General features: G+C 36.2%; 16 protein-coding genes and 2 other annotated features (1 of these 18 cut by a window edge). Of the genes, 14 read left to right on the top strand and 2 right to left on the bottom strand.

The genetic code is table 11. The features are described 5' to 3' along the window. Positions 1-2,395, bottom strand: the 5' portion of a protein-coding gene (gene ileS, locus AN964_RS25040; protein WP_055742489.1) for an isoleucine--tRNA ligase. The gene continues 692 nt to the left of window position 1, outside the view; the window shows 2,395 of its 3,087 coding nt (coding positions 1-2,395); it begins with the start codon at positions 2,393-2,395; its stop codon lies off the left edge, out of view. 54 nt (positions 2,396-2,449) lie between these two features. After that, positions 2,450-2,688 (bottom strand) — a binding site (T-box leader). A 342-nt stretch (positions 2,689-3,030) separates the two neighbouring features. On the opposite strand from ileS, the gene AN964_RS25035 reads away from it, so the two are divergent. The 8 genes from AN964_RS25035 (at position 3,031) to AN964_RS25000 (ending at position 12,736) form a co-directional block, all read left to right on the top strand. Next, positions 3,031-4,968: a heavy metal translocating P-type ATPase gene (locus tag AN964_RS25035; RefSeq protein ID WP_083489555.1), complete on the top strand. Its 1,938-nt coding sequence runs from the start codon at positions 3,031-3,033 to the stop codon at positions 4,966-4,968. Between the two features lie 398 nt (positions 4,969-5,366). After that, positions 5,367-5,885 (top strand): DinB family protein, encoded by a 519-nt coding sequence (locus AN964_RS25030; protein ID WP_055742488.1) that lies wholly within the window; start codon positions 5,367-5,369, stop codon positions 5,883-5,885. A 332-nt stretch (positions 5,886-6,217) separates the two neighbouring features. Further along, complete coding sequence (locus AN964_RS25025; RefSeq protein ID WP_055742487.1) at positions 6,218-7,414, top strand: MFS transporter; 1,197 nt, start codon at positions 6,218-6,220, stop codon at positions 7,412-7,414. Positions 7,415-7,791: 377 nt separating this feature from the next. Then, positions 7,792-9,978 carry a transglycosylase domain-containing protein gene (locus AN964_RS25020; RefSeq protein ID WP_083489554.1) on the top strand — a complete coding sequence of 729 codons (2,187 nt, stop codon included), beginning with the start codon at positions 7,792-7,794 and terminating at the stop codon, positions 9,976-9,978. Positions 9,979-10,717: 739 nt separating this feature from the next. Next, entirely contained in the window at positions 10,718-11,557 is an 840-nt protein-coding gene (locus AN964_RS25015; protein ID WP_055742486.1) for a serine/threonine protein kinase, read from the top strand. Between the two features lie 29 nt (positions 11,558-11,586). Beyond that, on the top strand, positions 11,587-11,910 hold the full coding sequence (locus tag AN964_RS25010; RefSeq protein ID WP_055742485.1) for a YbjQ family protein: 324 nt from the start codon (positions 11,587-11,589) through the stop codon (positions 11,908-11,910). Next, a complete protein-coding gene (locus tag AN964_RS25005) occupies positions 11,907-12,134 on the top strand; it encodes a hypothetical protein (RefSeq protein ID WP_055742484.1) in 228 nt (75 codons plus the stop codon). Before AN964_RS25010 ends, AN964_RS25005 begins: the two co-directional genes overlap by 4 nt. 35 nt (positions 12,135-12,169) lie before the next feature. Next, positions 12,170-12,736 carry an AAA family ATPase gene (locus AN964_RS25000; RefSeq protein WP_055742483.1) on the top strand — a complete coding sequence of 189 codons (567 nt, stop codon included), beginning with the start codon at positions 12,170-12,172 and terminating at the stop codon, positions 12,734-12,736. A 466-nt stretch (positions 12,737-13,202) separates the two neighbouring features. Here the strand turns inward: AN964_RS25000 and AN964_RS24990 are convergent, their stop codons facing one another. Next, positions 13,203-13,994, bottom strand: coding sequence for a class I SAM-dependent methyltransferase (locus tag AN964_RS24990; RefSeq protein WP_055742481.1), 792 nt, complete (start codon positions 13,992-13,994; stop codon positions 13,203-13,205). A 210-nt stretch (positions 13,995-14,204) separates the two neighbouring features. After that, positions 14,205-14,460, top strand: a binding site (T-box leader). A 190-nt stretch (positions 14,461-14,650) separates the two neighbouring features. On the opposite strand from AN964_RS24990, the gene AN964_RS24985 reads away from it, so the two are divergent. From AN964_RS24985 to AN964_RS24965, 6 genes are all read left to right on the top strand, one after another. Further along, positions 14,651-16,333, top strand: coding sequence for a glutamine--tRNA ligase/YqeY domain fusion protein (locus AN964_RS24985; protein ID WP_055742480.1), 1,683 nt, complete (start codon positions 14,651-14,653; stop codon positions 16,331-16,333). Between the two features lie 258 nt (positions 16,334-16,591). Next, positions 16,592-16,759 (top strand): hypothetical protein, encoded by a 168-nt coding sequence (locus AN964_RS26585; RefSeq protein ID WP_161809324.1) that lies wholly within the window; start codon positions 16,592-16,594, stop codon positions 16,757-16,759. Positions 16,760-16,816: 57 nt separating this feature from the next. Further along, positions 16,817-17,425: a hypothetical protein gene (locus AN964_RS24980; RefSeq protein WP_055742479.1), complete on the top strand. Its 609-nt coding sequence runs from the start codon at positions 16,817-16,819 to the stop codon at positions 17,423-17,425. A 404-nt stretch (positions 17,426-17,829) separates the two neighbouring features. Beyond that, a complete protein-coding gene (locus AN964_RS24975; RefSeq protein WP_055742478.1) occupies positions 17,830-18,294 on the top strand; it encodes a hypothetical protein in 465 nt (154 codons plus the stop codon). A 269-nt stretch (positions 18,295-18,563) separates the two neighbouring features. After that, complete coding sequence (locus AN964_RS24970; protein ID WP_055742477.1) at positions 18,564-19,760, top strand: MFS transporter; 1,197 nt, start codon at positions 18,564-18,566, stop codon at positions 19,758-19,760. Positions 19,761-19,992: 232 nt separating this feature from the next. Then, positions 19,993-20,376 carry a hypothetical protein gene (locus tag AN964_RS24965; RefSeq protein WP_055742476.1) on the top strand — a complete coding sequence of 128 codons (384 nt, stop codon included), beginning with the start codon at positions 19,993-19,995 and terminating at the stop codon, positions 20,374-20,376. The last annotated feature ends 49 nt before the right edge of the window (positions 20,377-20,425 follow it).

The following is a 20,425-nucleotide window of genomic DNA, read 5'->3' as shown; positions in this document are numbered from 1 at the left end:
CTAGTTCAACTATTTTTAGAACTGTTTGCATGTCTGTTTCTAAATCAGATTGAATCACGGAAGTATTCGCTGTTGGATAGTTTTGCAAATGAACACTTTCTTGGTGCAGCTTCAAATGGATATCCTCTGCAATATAAGGGACAAATGGAGCTAATAATCGGCTAATCGTCGTAAGTGCTTCGAATAGGGTGGAATATGCTGCACGTTTATCCTCTGAAAATCCGGATGCCCAAAATCGACTTCTTGATCGCCGTATATACCAATTGCTTAATTCATCGACCAATGCGGCAATTTCTCGTGTTGCTTGGGTAAATTGATATTGTTCCATATATTTATTAACGACTTTAACCGTACTATTCAGTCGTGAAAGTATCCATTTATCCAGAATGGACCTCTTGCCTGTTTTTTGTTCGTCATATACAAAATGATCTATTTTTGTATACATATCATAAAATTTATAGGTATTGTCTAAGGTATCGACCAATTTTGACTTTGCATCCTGCACAATCTTTTTTGAATATCGTTTTGGGTTCCATGGTGAACTATCAACAAGGAAGGACCATCGAAGAGCATCTGCACCATATTCATACATAAGTTCAATCGGATCTAAAGCATTGCCTTTGCTTTTAGACATTTTTTGACCGTGTTCATCCAGGATATGCCCGAGTGACAAAACATTTTTATACGGTGGTTGCCCCGTGTATAATGTGGAAACAGCAAGGAGGCTGTAGAAAAATCCTCTTGTTTGGTCAATTCCTTCGATAACTACATCCGCAGGAAATTGGGATTGAAAAGCTTTTTTATTTTCAAAAGGATAGTGATGCTGCGCAAAAGGCATTGAGCCGCTATCGAACCATACATCAATCACTTCTGGAGTACGCAGCATGGTATTATTACATTTTGGACAAGTGCATTGTACATCGTCAATATATGGTTTATGCAATTCGATATTACCAGATATAGGCTTTGACGCTAGATTTTGCAGTTCCTTGATACTGGCGGGTGCTTCTTCGTGATGACAGTGAGTACATACCCATATATTTAATGGAGTGCCCCAATATCGGTTTCTACTAATATTCCAATCCAACAGATTTTCAAGGAAGCGACCAAATCGACCATCTTTAATATGATCTGGATACCAAATAACTTTACCATTGTTGGTAAGCATTTTATCTTTTAATGCCGACATCTTGATAAACCAACTGTCTGTTGCGTAGTAAAGTAAAGGAGAGTCGCATCTCCAGCAATGCGGATAGCTATGCTCATACTTTTCTTTATGGAAAAGAGTACCTAGTTCAGCAAGCATTTTAATAATCTCAACGTCACAATCTTTCACAAACTTTCCGGCAAGCGCTACAACATCAGGTGTATAGCATCCTCGTTGGTCAACAACATTGACAAAGGAGAGACCGTTTTGTTGAACTAGTTTATAATCATCTTCCCCGTAAGCCGGTGCAATGTGAACAATTCCTGTACCGCTTTCTTCTGTAACAAAATCAGCTAATACAACAAAATGACCTTTTTCAACCTTTATATAATGAAATGGTGGGTCATAATGTGTACCGGCGAACTCCTTGCCACTATGCTCGCTCAAAATGTTTACCCGATCTCCGAGCACTTTGTTTACTAATGATTTTGCCACAATGTAAATTTCATCTTCCTTTTGGGCACGAACATACGTTAAGGAAGGATTCATTGCTAGGGCAACATTTGCGGGTAATGTCCATGGTGTAGTGGTCCATCCTAAAAAGTATTCATTTTCCGCATCAAGACGTTTAAATTTTACCGTCGCTGATAAATCTTTCACATTTTTATAGCCTTGTGCTACTTCGTGTGTACTTAAAGAGGTTTGACAGCTAGGGCAGTATGGAGATACACGATGACCTTTGTATAATAGTCCATTCTTGTGCACCCTGCTTAAAATGTGCCAGACACTTTCGATATATTCGTTGCTAAGTGTTAGATAAGGACTGTCCATATCCACCCAATAGCCTAATTCTTCTGTGAAGGAGCGCCATATTTTTTCATACGCAAACACGCTCTCCTTACATTTATTGATGAAAGATTCCACACCATAGCGTTCGATGTCTTGTTTTCCGGAGATGCCAAGCTGCTTTTCCACACCAAGTTCAACAGGAAGACCATGTGTATCCCAACCGGCTTTTCTTTCCACTTGGAATCCCTTCATTGTTTTAAAGCGGGCTACAACATCTTTAATGGTTCGCCCAAAGGCGTGCCCTACATGAGGAAGACCGTTTGCAGTTGGTGGTCCTTCGTAAAAAACAAAAGGCGTTTTGCCTTCTCTTAATTGAATCGATTGTTTAAAAGTATTCGCTTCTGCCCAGTATTGTCGGATCTTTTTCTCTCGCTGGACAACTTTTTTATTAGAGTTCATCGATATCGCTCCTATTCCATTTTTTAAAAGCACACAAATAACCCCGTCCCAAATGTAAGGGACGGGGTTAACCGCGATACCACCCTAATTCTATTGATCCGCTCAATAGCACTTAGCAACGTACAATCATACGTGTTCCTTGTAACGGTAGACGCCCGGTTAGACTTACTATCTATTTCAGCCTAACTTCTCAGAGAGGATTTTCACGTAACACTCGAACACTGACTTGCACCGAAATGTCAGCTCTCTGTGGATCAAGACGAAACGCTACTTTTTCTCGTCAACGAATTTGTGTGCTTTTATTGTTGTGAATTATAACAAGGGTAAAATGGGATGTCAAACAATTCTTTAAATTTGTGGAAATTTTTTCTCTTAAAAAGGGGCCAAGCTGAATTGTTGTACCAAATATAAATAATAATAATTATCATTTACTATTATTGATAATGATTATAGTTATCACAGTATATAGGAATGATATTAATAATTATTCTCAATTAGAAAATAAAATTCTCAATTAAGGTTGACATTTCAGTTATCTATATGTAGTATATATTATATAATAATTATTATAAATAAGTTGTTTATATATGAAAGTGTAAATCTATTTTTTGTCAATTCAATAAGGAGGTGTCGTCATGTCACAAGGTCAACTGGCAACAACGAATAACGAAAAGGTTTTAGCTTCTTCTGCTCCAAGATTTGAAAAGATTTTTGTGCATATTGAATTAATTGCAGCCATATTAAGCGGTGTATTAATTGTGACTGCATGGCTGGTGTCAAAATGGAATCATGAATCGGTTTCGATTGCTTTTTATCTTGCTGCTTTTATTATTGGCGGCTATGCTAAAGCAAAAGAAGGTATCGAGGAAACCATTAAAAATAAAGATTTAAATGTCGAGTTGCTCATGTTTTTTGCGGCTATTGGTTCTGCTATTATTGGCTACTGGGCAGAAGGTGCAATGCTCATTTTTATCTTTTCATTAAGCGGGGCACTTGAAACGTATACAACGAATAAAAGTAAAAAGGAAATCTCTTCCTTATTAGAAATACAGCCTGAAACAGCAATCCGTGTTGTGCACGGCCGCGAGGAAAAAGTCCATGTTTCACTGTTGCAGGTAGGGGATATTATTTTAGTCAAACCTGGCGAAAGAGTTCCTGCGGACGGAAAAATTGCACATGGAACTACGACGATTGATGAGTCTACCATCTCTGGCGAATCTATTCCGGTAACAAAAGGAAGCGGTGCAGAGGTTTTTGCAGGAACGATAAATTTGAACGGATCTGTTACGGTAGAAGTGACAAGACATGCAAATGAAACAGTTTTTAATAAAATTATTCAATTAGTACAGTCTGCTCAAAGTGAAAAATCACCCTCACAGTTATTTATTGAACGTTTCGAGGGCACATATGTCAAAGTCGTACTCCTCGTTGTTATATTAATGATGTTCATCCCACATCTTGTGTTTGGATGGAACTGGAATACAACATTTTATCGGGCAATGATTTTATTAGTAGTTGCGTCCCCTTGTGCGCTTGTTGCCTCTATAATGCCTGCTACCCTATCCGCCATATCGAATGGTGCGAGAAAGGGAATTTTGTTTAAAGGCGGGGTTCATATTGAAGGATTAAGTCATGTAAAAGCAATTGCCTTTGACAAAACTGGTACTTTAACAAAAGGGAAACCGGAAGTAACAGATATAATTGTTCGTCAAGATCAGAATGAGCGAAATTTATTACACTTTGCAGCATCGATTGAAAATCAATCAAACCATCCATTGGCTTTGGCGATTGTTCAATATTGGAAAGCTAAAAATAATGATAGCCTCTTGCAGCCTGAACAAGTGGAAGATGTACCGGGATGGGGAATGAAAGCCAAGTTAAATAACCAAGAATGGTTGATTGGCAAAAAGGATTTTGTTGGCAGCAAGGAAGCTCATAATTTTGAAAACGGTGTTGCAGAAAAGCTTGAAAATGAAGGGAAAACCGTTGTTTTTGTGAAGGATTCATCCGGAATAGCTGCGGCAATTGCCCTACAGGATATTGTACGCGACGAAACGAAAAATGCGTTATTAGAATTGAAAAATGAAGGAATTCGAACGATTATGCTGACTGGGGATAGCGAAACGACCGCAAAAAACATTGCCGCACAATCACAAATTGACACTTACATTGCGGAATGTTTGCCAGAAACGAAAGTATCGTCTTTAAAAAAGGTAAAAGAACAGTACGGAATGGTGGCCATGGTAGGGGATGGCGTTAACGATGCTCCTGCCCTTGCAACAGCCAATGTTGGGATTGCAATGGGGGAAGGCAGTGACGTAGCAATGGAAACTGCGGATGTCGTCCTGATGAAAAATGATCTTTCTCGGATAGCAGAAGCCATTCGCTTATCGAGAAAAATGAATCGAATTATCAAGCAAAACGTCATTTTTTCTATTAGTGTTATCGTAATCTTAATTGCATCCAACTTCTTTGAATTTCTTAATCTCCCTTTAGGGGTTGTTGGGCATGAAGGAAGTACAATATTAGTTATATTGAATAGTTTGAGATGTCTTGGTGGGGATAAAAAGTAAAGTAGTTTTGGAAGCTGGGGTTATTTACTCCAGCTTTTTTGTGTTTGGAATTGGTTTTACTAAATGATTTAAAAGAATGGGGAACTAAATTTTTTAGATTGAAACTCAGAAAAATTGTGGGGAAGGAACGAAAAACTGGAATACAGGTTTTCGTTCCTTCCGATAAGGAATATGAAAATGATATAGAGAAACAAGAATTAATTTAAATTGAAAAAAATTCATTTTAGCATTAGAGGGTTTTAAAAGCACAAACACGAATGTTAGTAAAATAGAAAACTTGCAATACTATTCTAGGTTTCAATCCAACATTACCAATTATTAAATGGAACCATGGATGAAGCTGTCATCATGGCTTTAATGCAATAAGTAAATATTGAAAATACAGGAGGATGAATTCGTTGGGGAAAAGATCTTTAAAGATAAGTGCTTTGCCAGGATATGAGGAAGAAATCGGTCGAATGTTATGGTGTTTAGAAGATGTTAGGCGCACCCTTATTGCTGAAATGAAGGGAATCAGTCGAGAATTACTTGATACGAAAATCGATGGGAGACAAACCATTGGCTCCCTTTTATACCATATTGCCTTGATTGAGGCGGACTGGTTATATGTTGAAGTTCTCGGTTCTGACTGGGATCCTGAAATACAATCGTTATTTCCGGAAGAACACCGCTCCGAAGACGGATCATTGGCGCATGTAGAGGGACAAAGTATTCAGGAGCATTTCAATCGTCTTAATAAGGTGCGTGAAGTTTTCCTTTCACACTTTCGTTCAATGGATCTAGCAGATTGGCGCAAACCGAGGGTGTTGGAACAATATGACGTCACACCTGAATGGGTTGTGTACCATTTGATTGAACATGAAGCACATCATAGAGGACAGATTTTCCAATTGTTAAGACAATTACGGAATGAATAAAAGTAACAAAGGAAATTAAAACAAAACAGATAAATTAAGACGGGTAAATGCTCGTCTTTTCTTTTTCTAATAGACTTAAAGGAACATTGTTCTCATAAATATAGTTTGGTAATAAAAAACTATAAAAATCAAACAAAAACTTTTTTGGATGGAAAAAATTCCAATTGAAAGCAGGAGGATCCTCACTATTTGTCGAATGGAGTAAAAACCAATGTAGATATTTGGAGGTTCGGAATGTCTAATTCCACAATACATAAATTCAATGTAACAAAAAGGTAAAAGGAATTTTTTGCAGATAAGGATCCTTCAAAATTATTAAAGGGGATGTAAGGTTGAAACGTTTTCTTTGGGCATCATATGGAATGTACTTCTTAGGTGGCATGACGAGTGTATTTTTTGGTGCAATTCTTCCTGAGTTGCTTTCCTATTATCACATTTCCTATACATCAGGCGGGTTATTAATCCTACTTCAATCGATTGGGTTTATCTTGGGAGTACCTCTTGCTGCAAGTTGTATGAACAGATACAGTTATAGAGTTGTTCTTACTGGTGCCGCACTTACTGTTGTTCTGGCACAACTGGGTATTTTATTTTTACCAACCTATTCTTGGCTTGCAGTCTTCGTAATATTAAACGGAATTGGTGCATCAAGTCTTGAGACTGCAGTTGCCTCGTATGTTATGGAACTTTTTGTTGGGAGAAGAGCCATCTATATGAGCCGCTTGGAGGTGGCATTCGGTTTGGGAGCTCTTTGTATGCCAGCAATCGAAAGTGTTCTCATTGCACTAGACTGGTGGAGGTTTTCTGCATTAATTGTCAGCGGATTCGCTTTGTTTCTGGCCATTGTTTGGCAAACAGTGTCCATCTCGCTAAAACCTACGGAGGATGAGGAGGGTGATATGGATGCACCAATGGCAGAGGCACCTGTTTTCAAGAGGAAAATTTCCAAATACACCATCCTTATGCTGTTTCTGTTGATGATATTTGTTTATGTTGGGATTGAAGGGAGTCTGAACAGTTTCCTTCCGACTATTTTTACGGTTAATATGAATTCCACCTCCTATATTGCCTCGCTCAGTACAACGTTTTTTTGGATTGCTATGCTTTGCGGGCGCCTTATGATTGGATGGATTGTACGACGCGTAAGCTACGAACGGTATTTGTTAGGCAGCATTTTAATGGGAATCCTTTTCATCTTCCTCATGACAAGATTTAATACTATTGGAGTCTCTTACATACTAGTATTTGGGCTTGGATTAGGGATGAGCGCGCTCTATAGCATTACGATGGTTTATGCAAATCATACATTTCCTGGAATGGAGAGGATAGTAACTAGCGCAGTTACTGCATTTGCTGGAATCGGAGGGGCGGTTTTCCCATTTCTGCTGGGATATATGATGGACCATTATCATCCTAGTCAGGTAATGCTAATAATGGTTGTTTTTTTCTTATTGTTATTTCTACTGTTCGCACTTATTTCTATGAGTTTACGAATCATGCGTAATCGAAGGCCACCTAGAGATGTGTAGAGATTATTAATTGCTTTTAACTGTATAAAACAAAAGAATGGAATTTGGAAATGGACACTTTCATTAGACCCGCATTAAAATATGCAGGCTAATTTAATGAAAGTGCCTATTTTTCTATTATTCAAACCGCCCCTTCTGATCCAATGAAGTGCTGCCTCTCCTTTTACTCAAAACCTGTACTTTTTTAACATTTTTCATGTTTTCCACACATGAATATGTACACGCGACTAACATAAATATGCCTCATTTCTTCGCCGTATTTACTCCCTAAAAACTTCACTGCCCCCATAAAAATATTTTATTTACGAATGACTATAAATAGTGTGAGTAATGTTTAATTAATAAAATATAATTCTTTAACATAGGAGAGTTTAAATATGTCAGAAGAATCGTATCGTTATCGCCATGAACGTAAACAAGCGGAAAAGGCAAAACAAAAACAGGAAAGAAGAAATAAATCAAAGAAAAAAGCATCCTTGTTGAAAAAAGTAATTATTGCTTGTTTTCTTCTTGCTGTGGTTTCTGTTGGAATAGGCACCGCTGCATTGGCTAAAATGATGAAGGAAACGCCAAAATTAGATCCTTCGAAACTAGTAGTCCCGCTTTCTACTAAATTTTACGATAAGGATGGTAATTTTCTTTACGAATATGGGAAAGAAAGGCGAACGGAAATTACGTATTCCCAAGTTCCTAAAATGTTGGAAGAGGCATTCATAGCCACAGAGGATACCCGTTTTTATGAACACCATGGGGTTGATATAAAAGGAACAGCCAGAGCCATATTGGAGAATCTTACTGGGCATTTTGGTTCGCAAGGCGGGAGTACGATTACTCAGCAAGTGATTAAAAATTCCTTTTTGACTCCTGAAAAAACAATCAAGCGAAAAGTACAGGAATGGGACTTAGCCTATCAATTGGAGAAAAAGTATTCGAAACAACAAATATTAATGATGTATCTGAATAAAATCTACCTTGGAGATGGAGCTTATGGTGTGGCTGCTGCTGCAAAGACCTATTACGGAGTCGATTCCGATCATTTAAAACAATTGACACTTCCAGAGATCGCGATGTTAGCGGGGTTGCCGCAAAGTCCGAGTAATTACGATCCAACTATCCCGGGGAACAGGGAAGAAGCTACGAATCGCCGTAATGTCGTCCTAAGCGCTATGAATAAGCAAGGATATATTACTAAAAAGCAAATGAATGAGGCGAAAAAAGTTCCAGTTACAGCAGGACTTTTGCCGAAAAGGAAAAACCAAGGCATGCCGTATGAAGCGTTTTTGGATGCTGTTGTAAAAGAAGTGGAAGGGAAACTAAAGAATGTAGACATCACTTCGGATGGATTATCTATATACACAACTTTAGATACAAAAGCACAAGATTATGCGGATAAAATGATGAACACTAATACAATTATTTCTTATCCGAATGATCGTTTTCAGGGAGCGTTTGTATTTTTAGATACAAAAACGGGAGAAGTACGGGCAATTGGAAGCGGCAGAAATGATTATAAAGCATCCTTTAAAGGAAATAACTTTGCAATTGATATTAGCCGTCAACCTGGATCTTCTTTTAAGCCAATTTTTGATTATGGTCCGGCTATTGAAAATTTAAAATGGTCTACAGCGCATCAAATTAATGATCAACCAACGACGTATACAACTGGTCAGCAAATTTCAAACTGGGATCATCAATATCATGGGAATTTATCTATAAGGAAAGCACTTCAGTGGTCTTACAATATTCCTGCTCTCCTAACACTTCGTGATGTGGGGATGACAAAGGCACAAAATTTTGCGGAAAAACTGGGTATTGCCTTTAAGGATAATACCGTTTACGAATCATATGCAATTGGAAGTAATACGGTAAATCCGCTAGAGATGGCAGGGGCATACAGTGCGTTTGGAAATAACGGAATATATAATACACCTCATTTTGTCCAAAAGGTTGTTTTTCCTGATGGGAAGGTGGTAAATTTTAACCCTAAACCGGAAATTGCCATGCAAGATTACACCGCCTATCTTGTAACAGATATGCTAAGGACAGTTGTAAAATCCGGTACCGGAACAACAGCTAATATTCCTGGGTTAGATGTTGCTGGAAAAACGGGGACAACCAATTTTGATGATAAAACAATTGCAAAATACGGGTATCCGTCCAATGCGACAAATGATAGCTGGATGGTTGGATATACACCACAATATACAATGGCGGTATGGACTGGATATGCGAAAAATGGTCCAGGCAATTATATGATGGGAGATACTACTAAAGTCTCTCAGTTAATGTTTAAAAATATGATGCAAGCATTCGGCACCGATAGAAGCAGTTTTAAGCAACCTAATGATGTGTTTAGAGAAAATAATGAATTATACATTAAAGGTGGAGAGTATGTTCCGCCTCCAGTCCCTCAAAAAACGAATAATAAAAAACAAAAAGATGAAAAGAAAAAAGAAAATAAACATAAACATGAAGGGCCAAAGCCTAAACATGGACCAAAACCTAATCACGGACCCAAACCGAAACATGGTCCAAAGCATAAAGATAATAAGGGTAAACATTAATATTAATTTTTAGCTTGTTCGGTTGTTTTTATAAGGTAAGTGCTTTATAGATAGAAAATTAATGTTAGGAAAGGGGGATTAGAAATGGCATGTGGTTTCTTTTAGTCCTTCTTATTATCCTTTTAATCTTTTTAGTTATTAGCTTACTTATTGTTTGGAAACGAAGAAAAAACAAAAAATACTTCCCCGTTCCCACAAAGTGAAATGTTAAGCAGGGGGCAGTCCCATAATAGGATGGGGATATATGACCGTTGATTTAGCCAACATGAAGTTGGCTTTTTTTTATGGTTTACTAGGAAATATTAAATTGTGAACTATTAAGTCTTTTTAGTACCCTAGGATCTTATGATTTTTTCTTATTTTATACTTACGTCAAATTTTCGAAAGTGGTGTTGTCTTATACAGGTATTCAAAAGGCCAATTTCCAGTAAAAACCGTGTTAAGATATCCTTTATAAGCGTTCAAAGACCAACTTCAAGCAGAATCCGTATCCAGATGTCCTTTATAAGCGTTCAAAAGACCCACTTCTAGTAATAACCTATTCAACATGTCCTTTACAAGCTACTAAAACAGCCATAGCATTCAAAATCCTATAGTACTTTTAAACATTATCAATCTCTTGCTAATAAGACTATTTTTTTTATGAAATAAATGGAAAGGTAACTTGTAAAAATTCAAATATTTCAGATATAATCAGTAGTGAAGTTTAGAAGGATCATAGAATGCGAGGCGAGTAGCATTGATAGTCCAAAATATAGACGGTATAAACTATGAGTTGCAGGAACCCTTTGATATGTCCTTTTTATCATCATACGGGAAAGTCTTTCGGGTTTTTGATAAACAGGATTCCGGCTGTATTTGTTTTGGAGTGCAAAATAAAGGCAAAAAGTTATTTGTAAAATTTGCTGGTGCTAAACCAGTTCGATTTAAAGGAGCTCCACAGGATGCAATATCAGGGCTAAAAGCTGCCTGTAAGGTATATGAGGATTTAAGACATAAAAATTTGGTGTTCTTTATCAAGGGTGAGAATATAGGTAATGGTTATGCAACCATCTTTGAATGGACAGATGCTGAATGTATGGGCAAACAATATGATGCAAGGGATAAGTTTTTTGAATTGCCGGTTGATGATAGGATACATATATTTAAAGAAATTCTTGTCTTTCATCAATTTGTATCTGAGAAGGGTTATGTCGCTATAGATTTCTATGATGGTAGCATCATGTACGATTTTACTAACAAGAAGACAATTATCTGCGATATTGATTCTTATTCAAAGATGCCTTACATAAATTCTATGGGGAGAATGTGGGGATCATCGAGATTCATGTCTCCGGAAGAATTTGAAAAAAATGCTGTTATCGATGAGGTTACCAATGTTTATTTGATGGGGGCAACGGCATTTGCATTATTAGGAGATGCAGCAGAAAAAACTTTTCAAAAATGGAATGCAGACAAGGTGTTATTTGAGGTTGCAAAGAAAGCGGTAAGTAATGATAGATCAAATCGATATCAATCGATAGAAGAATTCATTGCGGAATGGACTCGCGCAAAGAACGGGAAATTCCACAGATTATAAAAAATAATATTAATGAAGAGGTGACTAAGGTGATTGTAGTAACAACAGAAAATATTTCAGGCTATAAAATTGTAGAAGTAAAAGGCCCGGTATTCGGACTGATCGTAAGAAGCAGGGGACTTGGAGGTGATATTGCGGCCGGCTTAAAATCCCTTGTAGGCGGAGAAATTAAACAATATACTGCGATGTTGGAGGATTCAAGAAAAGAAGCTTTAGACCGCATGATTATCAATGCCAACCAAATGGGTGCAAATGCAATCATCATGATGCGGTTTGATTCCGGTGAAATTGGTAAAAACATGAGTGAAATCGTCGCATATGGAACAGCGGTCGTGGTAGAACAGCTACAATGAAATACATCGCAGGGATTTATGCAATAGAAATTATTGCAGTAATTATTTGCATTTTACTAGGTTATTTTATTTACGATAAAAGATTTAAGCGGAATCACGGAGCAAAGGTTCCTCCCGGTTTCAAGGCAACCGAGGAAGTAAATATTGACCCTGTGACTGGAGAAAAAACTAGGGTTTATTATAATGAGAAAACTGGGGAACGGTTTTATCGACAGGAAAAGTAGTATTCAAGGAAGAAATAGCTAGAGGAGTTGAAGCGATGAAGAGGCTAGTAATTATTACAGTGGGTAAAACTCATTCTGGAAAAACAACATTTGCAAATGCTTTAGAAAAACAGTTAAGTAACTCATTTGTTATGGACCAAGATAACCATGCTGAATTTATTAATAAATATTATAAGAACTTACAACCAAAACAAGGACCGAATACTCTTAAGCATTCTCTCTCAAAGCTAATTGTCAATTATGCCAAAGAACATACAGATTTTCACTTTATTATTTGCAACTCAAACCGAAGTAGAAAAGGACGATTGTATTTGCTTGAAGAGTTGTTTAATACTGAAGAGTTTGTCCGTATCCTGGTTCATTTTGATATTCCCGACCATGTTCTTCAAAAAAGAATTACTCAAAGTCAAAGAAGTACGAATATATTTAGGGGGGCATATACAAATTTTGAAGAAGTGCTTATACGGCAACAGGCTGAATCTTTAAAAGAAGATGTAGTTGATCCAATTGAAGGTGAAGCGGACTGTTTATTTGTAATTAAAAATAACGAAGAAGTTAATTCCGTTATTCAAAAAATTGTTCGTATTGCTGAAATTTATTAAGCTAATGGGACTAAAGCATCTAAGGAAGGAGTCTGAAATGAAGAAGTTAAACAACTATTATTCTTTTGTATTTCTATCATTGTCTCTATTATTAGTGATTTTAATGAAAATAAGATATGTCTTTATATGGAATTCATTTAGGTATATCTTCTTTTGGGTTAATAACCTAGGTCCTGCATGTCTTCTTCTGTTTTTAGGAATTGTAACTTTATTTTTAATCAAAAAACCTAAGATACGATGGATTGCATTAATTGGTAATGCAGCCATCTTATTGTTCGTTTTAGGTTACACAGCTTTGATGGTAATATTAATAAATAATAATCCTAATCCAAAGTAATAAGCATGTAATTTTTTTGTCCATCTAAAACCAGGAAAGTTTCTTGGGGAGATAAGGGTGCTTTTCTTGATTATATGGAGTCTTCGTTGTTGTGAGAAATGAAAGCACCCATTGAAATAAAACCAATGATTATTTGAGACCAAGCTTCACTGATAGATTCAGTTTTTCTTTAAACTCCCCAGATTGATTCAGATTTAGTAATGCTTCTCTAAGTTCCCTCTCAAACAGCACAATATTATCGCCAAGAAATCGTTTTGAGCCATAGGAGGTAGAATAAAGGTTTCCGAGTATGGAATCAATCGTCCATGTTATTTCATATGTAGGTAAATGGTGAATTTCTAAGTTAAAGTTTGAATTGGATAATACTTCTTCATGGCTCATGGTAGGGTGTGTATAGATGCTATTTCCAGCCCTTCTATCTTGTCCATACCATTTTTCTATTACCTTATTTAGTCGATTTTGCCATGGTTCCAGCTTTTTCTCAGGTTCATAATTATCTATAATCGCAACACCGCCGCTATCCGTAACCATTTCGTATAATTCTTCTAAAATCTTAGAACGGTCCATCCAATGGAATGCTTTTGCTATTGTTACTAGGTGAAACTTCTCGTTTTGTTCTTGTTTATATTTTTCTAATGTTCCGATATACCAATCTATATTACCGATTCTTATCTCTTGATGGACACGCCTAGCTTCCTCAATCATTTCTGATTCCCTGTCGATTCCAACGATTTTTTTACACCAATCGGAAAATCTAATTGTCAGATGCCCTGTACCACATCCTAAATCAAGCAGCTGTTGCTCTCCATTTAAAGAAAATTTATCGACCAGGTATCTAATAAGAGAAGAAGGATATATTGGTCTGTATTTTGAATAATATGGTGCTGCACCTTTAAATAATTCATTACCGTATTTGTTCAAGTTTCTGTCCCCCTATATTGCAGCTTATGTTCAAAAAGCCGGATTTTTATCTCATTAATCATGAAGAACACCCTGCATAAGCTAGGACATCTATATTTCCGCTTTAAATTGATATTCTGTATGATTAATCATTAGTCCTTCTTTTGGCAATACCTATAATATCTCTTTACAAAATTCATCTAAATTGTTATCATAGGAAAAATTTATTTGATATTTGCGATGAAGAGAAGAGTAGATAAAATCCATTCTTTACAGAGAGCTCCGGTTGCTGAAAAGGAGTAAGATTGATTTATTGAACCAAGCCTCTGAGCATCACATTGGAACTATTCATAGGGATAGTGTGACGGGAGCTCCTGTTATAGAGCTAGGGTATAAGTATTGTTTTTGAATACCGTACCTGAAGAGGTTAATATGGCGACATATTAATAAACTGGGGTGGCACCGCGATACAAATCTCGCCCCAAGGCTTTTAGTGGTCTTGGGGGTGGGATTTTTTTGTTTTAGAAACTTACAGTGTTAGGTCTTTAGTGCTGAAATGAGCTATTCCATGCTAACTTGGGTCCGTTTGCAGCAAAACTCGGTCCATTTGGAGAGAACTTCGGGCCATTCAGTGAAGATTTCGGTCCGTTAAAAAATTTATGAAGGAGGATTTAAAAATGGGTGAAGAAAATGGGCTATTTTTCAATAACTACATTGATAAGCTAATGGAAGAGGATATAAAGAATCAGGCATTTAAAAGAGAAATTTGTACCAGGTTTCCTCCTGAACCAAATGGATACCTTCATATTGGGAATGCATATGCCATTCATATGAACTATATGATGGCAAGAAAATATAATGGAAATTTTAATCTTCGTTTTGATGATACAAATCCTTTAAAAGAAGACAGCGAGTATGTAAAGGCAATTATTGAAGATATTAATTGGCTGGGCTATTCCCCTGATCAGCGAATATTTTACGGTTCTGACTATACAAAGGAAATTTTTAATGCAGCTATTCAATTAATAAAAAAGGGTAAGGCATATGTTTGTGAGTTATCACCGGAAGAGATGACAGAATACAGGGGGACTTTAACAGAACCTGGAAGAAACAGTCCTTATAGAAATCGATCTGTGGAGGAAAACTTGGATTTATTTTTGAAAATGAAAAACGGTGAATTTCCAACGGGTTCTATGGTATTGCGTGCGATAATAGATATGGCTTCACCAAATATGAATTTTAGAGATCCAGTCCTTTACAGAATCATTCACGCAGCCCATTATCGAACAGGTAACGAATGGTGTATATACCCAATGTATGATTTTGCTCATCCAATACAAGATGCGATAGAAGGAGTCACTCACTCCTTATGTTCCATCGAGTTCAAGGATCACCGGCCTCTCTATGAGTGGGTTTTAAACGAATTAGAAATCAAGGAGCCGCCTAAACAACGAGAATTTGGCAGAGTTAACTTAACGGGTGTTGTTACAAGTAAGAGATATTTGCGGGAACTAGTAGCGGGCCATTTTGTGGATGGATGGGATGACCCGAGATTACCGACACTACGCGGGTTAAGAAGAAGAGGGATTACACCAGAGAGCATACGAATTTTTGTCCATGAAATGGGTTTTGTTAAACATCGAAGTACTATTGATTATGCTATGCTGGATCAGTCCTTGCGCAGCGACTTAAAACCCAAGGCTAAAACGATTATGGCGGTTTTAAATCCTTTAAAGGTTACGATTACAAATTATGACGAGGCAAAAACAGAATTATTATCTATTGAAAATAATATGGAAAATGCCGCATTGGGGAGCAGAGAGGTTCCTTTTTCAAACGTAATTTACATTGAAAAAGAAGATTTTATGGAGGTACCGACGAAAGGGTTTAAAAGATTGTCTCTACATTCAGAAGTTCGTTTAAAAGGTGCTTATTTCATCAAGTGTAATGAGGTTATAAAAGATGGAAAAACAGGAGAAGTACTAGAACTGCGATGCACCTATGATCCAATGACAAAAAGCGGTACTGGGTTTACAGGAAGAAAGGTGAAAGGAACGATTCACTGGGTTTCTGCTAGTCATGGGGTAAAAGCGGAGGTTCATCTGTTCGATAAATTATTCGAAAATGAAGAGATTGTAAGGGACACCGAAAAAACATGGGAGGAAAAAATTAACCCGAATTCCAAAGTGGTAATGAAGGACTCAATTATTGAACCATCTATTAAAGAGGCCAAAGTGGAAGAGAAATTTCAATTTATTCGCCACGGATATTTTTGTGTTGATAAATATTCAACGGATAAAAAACTTATCTTTAATAGGATAGTTCCATTGAAAGACTCATGGAAAGGGAATAACGGTTAATTGAACCTTCAAAAATATATAGCTGTCAATTTGGCAGCTTTTTTTGTATGCTTATAAAGGAAAATTGTGGTTAATCAGAGAAGTATTAAAAACGTACACAGTGTCCGCTAATTCCTTTAAATGGAGGGATTCATTAAAAATAACGGATTCTATGTCCGCAAGAGATATTCATTTCTCCGGTTTAAAGCCTTTGAGCCCTATTATTTGATAAGAGTTTTACTTTCATAATTGAAATACATACAAAAGGAGGATCATATATTGATAGTTATACTACTAATTGTTGCTGTTTTGGCAGCAATTGCATCTATTGTTGCATGTATTAATACACAAGCAATAGTAAGAGATTTATCGGAAATAAAGGAAAAGCTGGGGATTAAAGAAATTAAAAAGCCATCCTTTTTAGATAAGGATCTGGATAATGATTAATTCTTAGAGTCATATCCGGTCTTTAGAGGATTTACTTATTATACGAGAGGTATCAAAATGAACGGAATAGATTTACTAGATTTTATCGAGAATTGGCATTCCCTTTGCACAAAAGAAAACTTTATTGGTTTAGGATCAACAAGAAAAGTGTATCGATTTAATGAATATGTCATAAAAGTGCATTTAAACCATATTGGATATTTGCAATCTTTAAGAGAACTTGAAATATATCAATATATTAAACAAACTAAGTATGCACATATCTTTTCCCCGGTTTTTTATGTAGATAAAGAAGTATGCATTCAACAATATTATCAGGAAGTTCCAATGTATGATAATCAAACCTTTGACATTCACGAACGCAGTGGTTATTGGACGTTTCCAATCCATTATGATGAATGCATTGAAGTATTGGATAATGAATGGGATGTATTTGATATCAAGGATAGCAGCAATTATGGGATCAATGAAAAGCAGGAGTTAGTATTGATAGATTACGGGATGAGCAAGACATTATATGAGAAGGAATGGGTGCCTGCCGCAGAAAAAGGAGAAGTTCCGCAAATTGAAGTTCATATTTGCAGGGGTTGTGGAACACAAAAAGAAATTCGTATGTATGGGAAAGATGATTCGGATATACGTTGTATTGCTTGTGGAAAAGAATAACTGTGGAAGTTCTCTGGTTTTGTTTCCAGTTGAAGTTATTATATAAAAATGTTCGACTCTCTCTTATGTGGAATTCGGAAATAATTTAAATATTAATGTCTATGTATCTCTGCCTGGTTTCATTACTTTAATTTAAATGAAATATAATCAATATGCCTCCAATGTAAAATCCTTTATTGGAGGCATATTGATTTTAATCCTTTTTTCAGAAGAACTAAGGCTTAGGTCTTAATATTATTTACTTCTTTCGCTCGTTATAAAGTGATATAGGTTATTGATATGATGTAATATATAGGTGTATAAGGTAATATGCGGAAATACTCCATCTGTCTTAACTGAGTATCCTAACTAATAACAAAATAATAATGATTATAGAGAAATCTAAAAAGGAATGGTGGGTAATAGTGAAAAGATTTGTTGTATCGATAGTTATGGTTATTACACTCGTACTTGCTGGATGTGATTCTAGTAATAATTCACAAGGTTCAGAAACAAAACGAGAAAATTTACAGGACAGTATTCAAACTTTGACAAAAGCCCAAAAGATTGAGATGAAGTCTGAAGATAGCGGTACAGTGGTGCGTACAATTACAAAAAAAGAGGAAGTTAAAACATTTATAAAGCAACAGCGAATGGATAAATGGGAGTATGCTGGTGCTTTACCTAAAGAAGCTAAAAAGCAGTATGAGTATATATTTTCGCAGGAAGCTACCGTAAAACCTGCTGAAAAAGAGAAAAATCGAGAGTTGAATGAAGTGGCAAGGCTAATCACATATAAAAATATACCTTACGTGACACTTAAAGTATCATTTATCAACTTAAATATGAAAATACCTAAGGATGTTGCAGAATACTTAAATCAAAATTAACTTGAAATTTTACGCGAATACGGCCAAATTTTTAATCAGAAAAAAATTTAGGAAAGACTCTACCCATAAAAATATGGGTAGTTTTTTTTGTCTACAAATTTTTTCCAACGAACCTCTCCTGGTGAATAATTTAAAATATTCGTAATTTCCCCTCGAATATATTACAGTAGTATTGAGATTAGCATTACGTTACAACTTATAAGACATACTTATAACATGTTTCTAGTAAACTATCTATTTTATTTTGAGAAAGGAAGCATTTGAATTATATGGAAGAACAACTGATAAAAGGACGACGTAAAGAGAAGATATGGACAAAGGATTTTATTCTAATTGTAATTGCAAACTTTTTTATCTTTCTCGGGTTCCAAATGACTCTTCCGACGATTCCCCTTTTTGTAGAAAATCTAGGTGGGAATGATCAATTAATCGGTTACGTTGTTGGAATCTTTACTTTTTCCTCTTTACTTCTTCGTCCGTTTGCGGGAAATTTATTGGAAACAAAGGGAAGAGGCTTTGTTTATTTAATTGGCTTAGCTGTTTTTGTCCTCTCTGTTGGATCATTTGGGTTTTTAATGAGTATCGCCTTGCTATTTCTCATGCGAGTCATACAAGGGGTTGGCTGGGGATTCTCGACTACAGCTTCTGGTACAATCGCAACCGATTTAATCCCGGCATCTAGAAGAGGAGAGGGAATGGGATACTTCGGATTATCCGGGAATTTAGCACTTGCATTCGGTCCGTCACTTGGGCTAATTTTAGCCAACCCGAACATATTATCTTTCAAGTCTTTTTTCTTCATTTGTGCCGGATTAGGTTTTGTTGCTTTGCTGCTTTCTTCCAGAATTAACTACAAAAAAGTAGAACGGAACCAGGAAAAGAAGAAAGTGAAGCTAGATTTATATGAAAAAGGAGCACTGAAACCATCTTTATTATTATTTTTCATTACCGTTACATTTGGAGGCATCGCGTCTTTTCTCCCTTTATTCACGGCTGAAAAGCATATAGAAGGAATACAAGTATATTTCCTTATATATGCGCTTGCGTTAATGGTAACAAGAACATTTGCAGGACAATTATATGATCGCAAAGGGCATCAAGCTGTGTTCATTCCGGGGACATTATTAGTGTTAGCAGCGATGGTCTTACTTGCGTGGCTTCCAAATAGCGCAGTTCTTTTTACGGCAGCTGCCTTATATGGTCTTGGCTTCGGTTCCGTTCAGCCTGCTTTGCAGGCATGGGCAATTGAAAAGGCTCCTATAAACCGCAGAGGTATGGCGAACGCAACATTCTTTTCCTTTTTTGATCTAGGTGTCGGTCTAGGTGCGATGGTGTTTGGCCAAATCGGACACCTTTTTGGTTATAGCAGTATTTATAAAGCTGCTGCAATTTCCGTTTTTATCTCCATACTGCTTTATGTCTTTTTCTTGTTAAAGGAAAGAATTACTATGGTTGAGCATAGGTGAAAATTTAGATTAATTTGTATTTAAATTGAAATCCAAAAATATATAAGAAGATTACAGAGAAAAGATAAATAGTGTAGAAGAGTCGAAGAACTAAAGTAAACTTCGGCTCTTTTTTATTGTTCGGATCCAACCCATAATAGTTTAAAAGCATATTTCTGCAACATATGAATAAGATTTCTAGAAAGGAAGTGTTCCAATATTAGTAAATTATGAGTATTAAAGGAGGTTCCAAATGGAAAGTGTAGACAAGGCTGGTAGAGAAAACTTATTGGGTTATATCGCGTTGGGCATTGCTGTTATTTTTATTATAGGCTTTGTGTTTTTCTCTCAACATCAAAATAACGTGATAGTGAAAAATAATATCAATGAGGCATTAAAGCAGGATAAAACAACGCTAGCTTCTTATACATTCGATCATAAAAGAGTTGATTATCCAAAATCAAAAGTAACATTAGATAATAATCATAGTTCCTTGTATATGGCCTTTTACAATATGCTGCATTTTAATACGGAGTTTGGAAACGACAAAATCTATGAAGTGGTAGGTTCCAATGGTGAAAACTATATAATGGACGTGGATAGAAAATTGCAAGTAGTGGAATGGCAAAAGAAGTAAAGAAGTATTAAATCATTAGGGTGTTAATTATCCAAAAAATAGCCTGTAT

Origin of the sequence: Heyndrickxia shackletonii, from assembly GCF_001420715.1 — a bacterium.
GTDB classification, from domain to species: Bacteria; Bacillota; Bacilli; order Bacillales; family Bacillaceae_C; genus Margalitia; species Margalitia shackletonii.
This window is presented reverse-complemented; position numbering and strand designations above follow the sequence as displayed.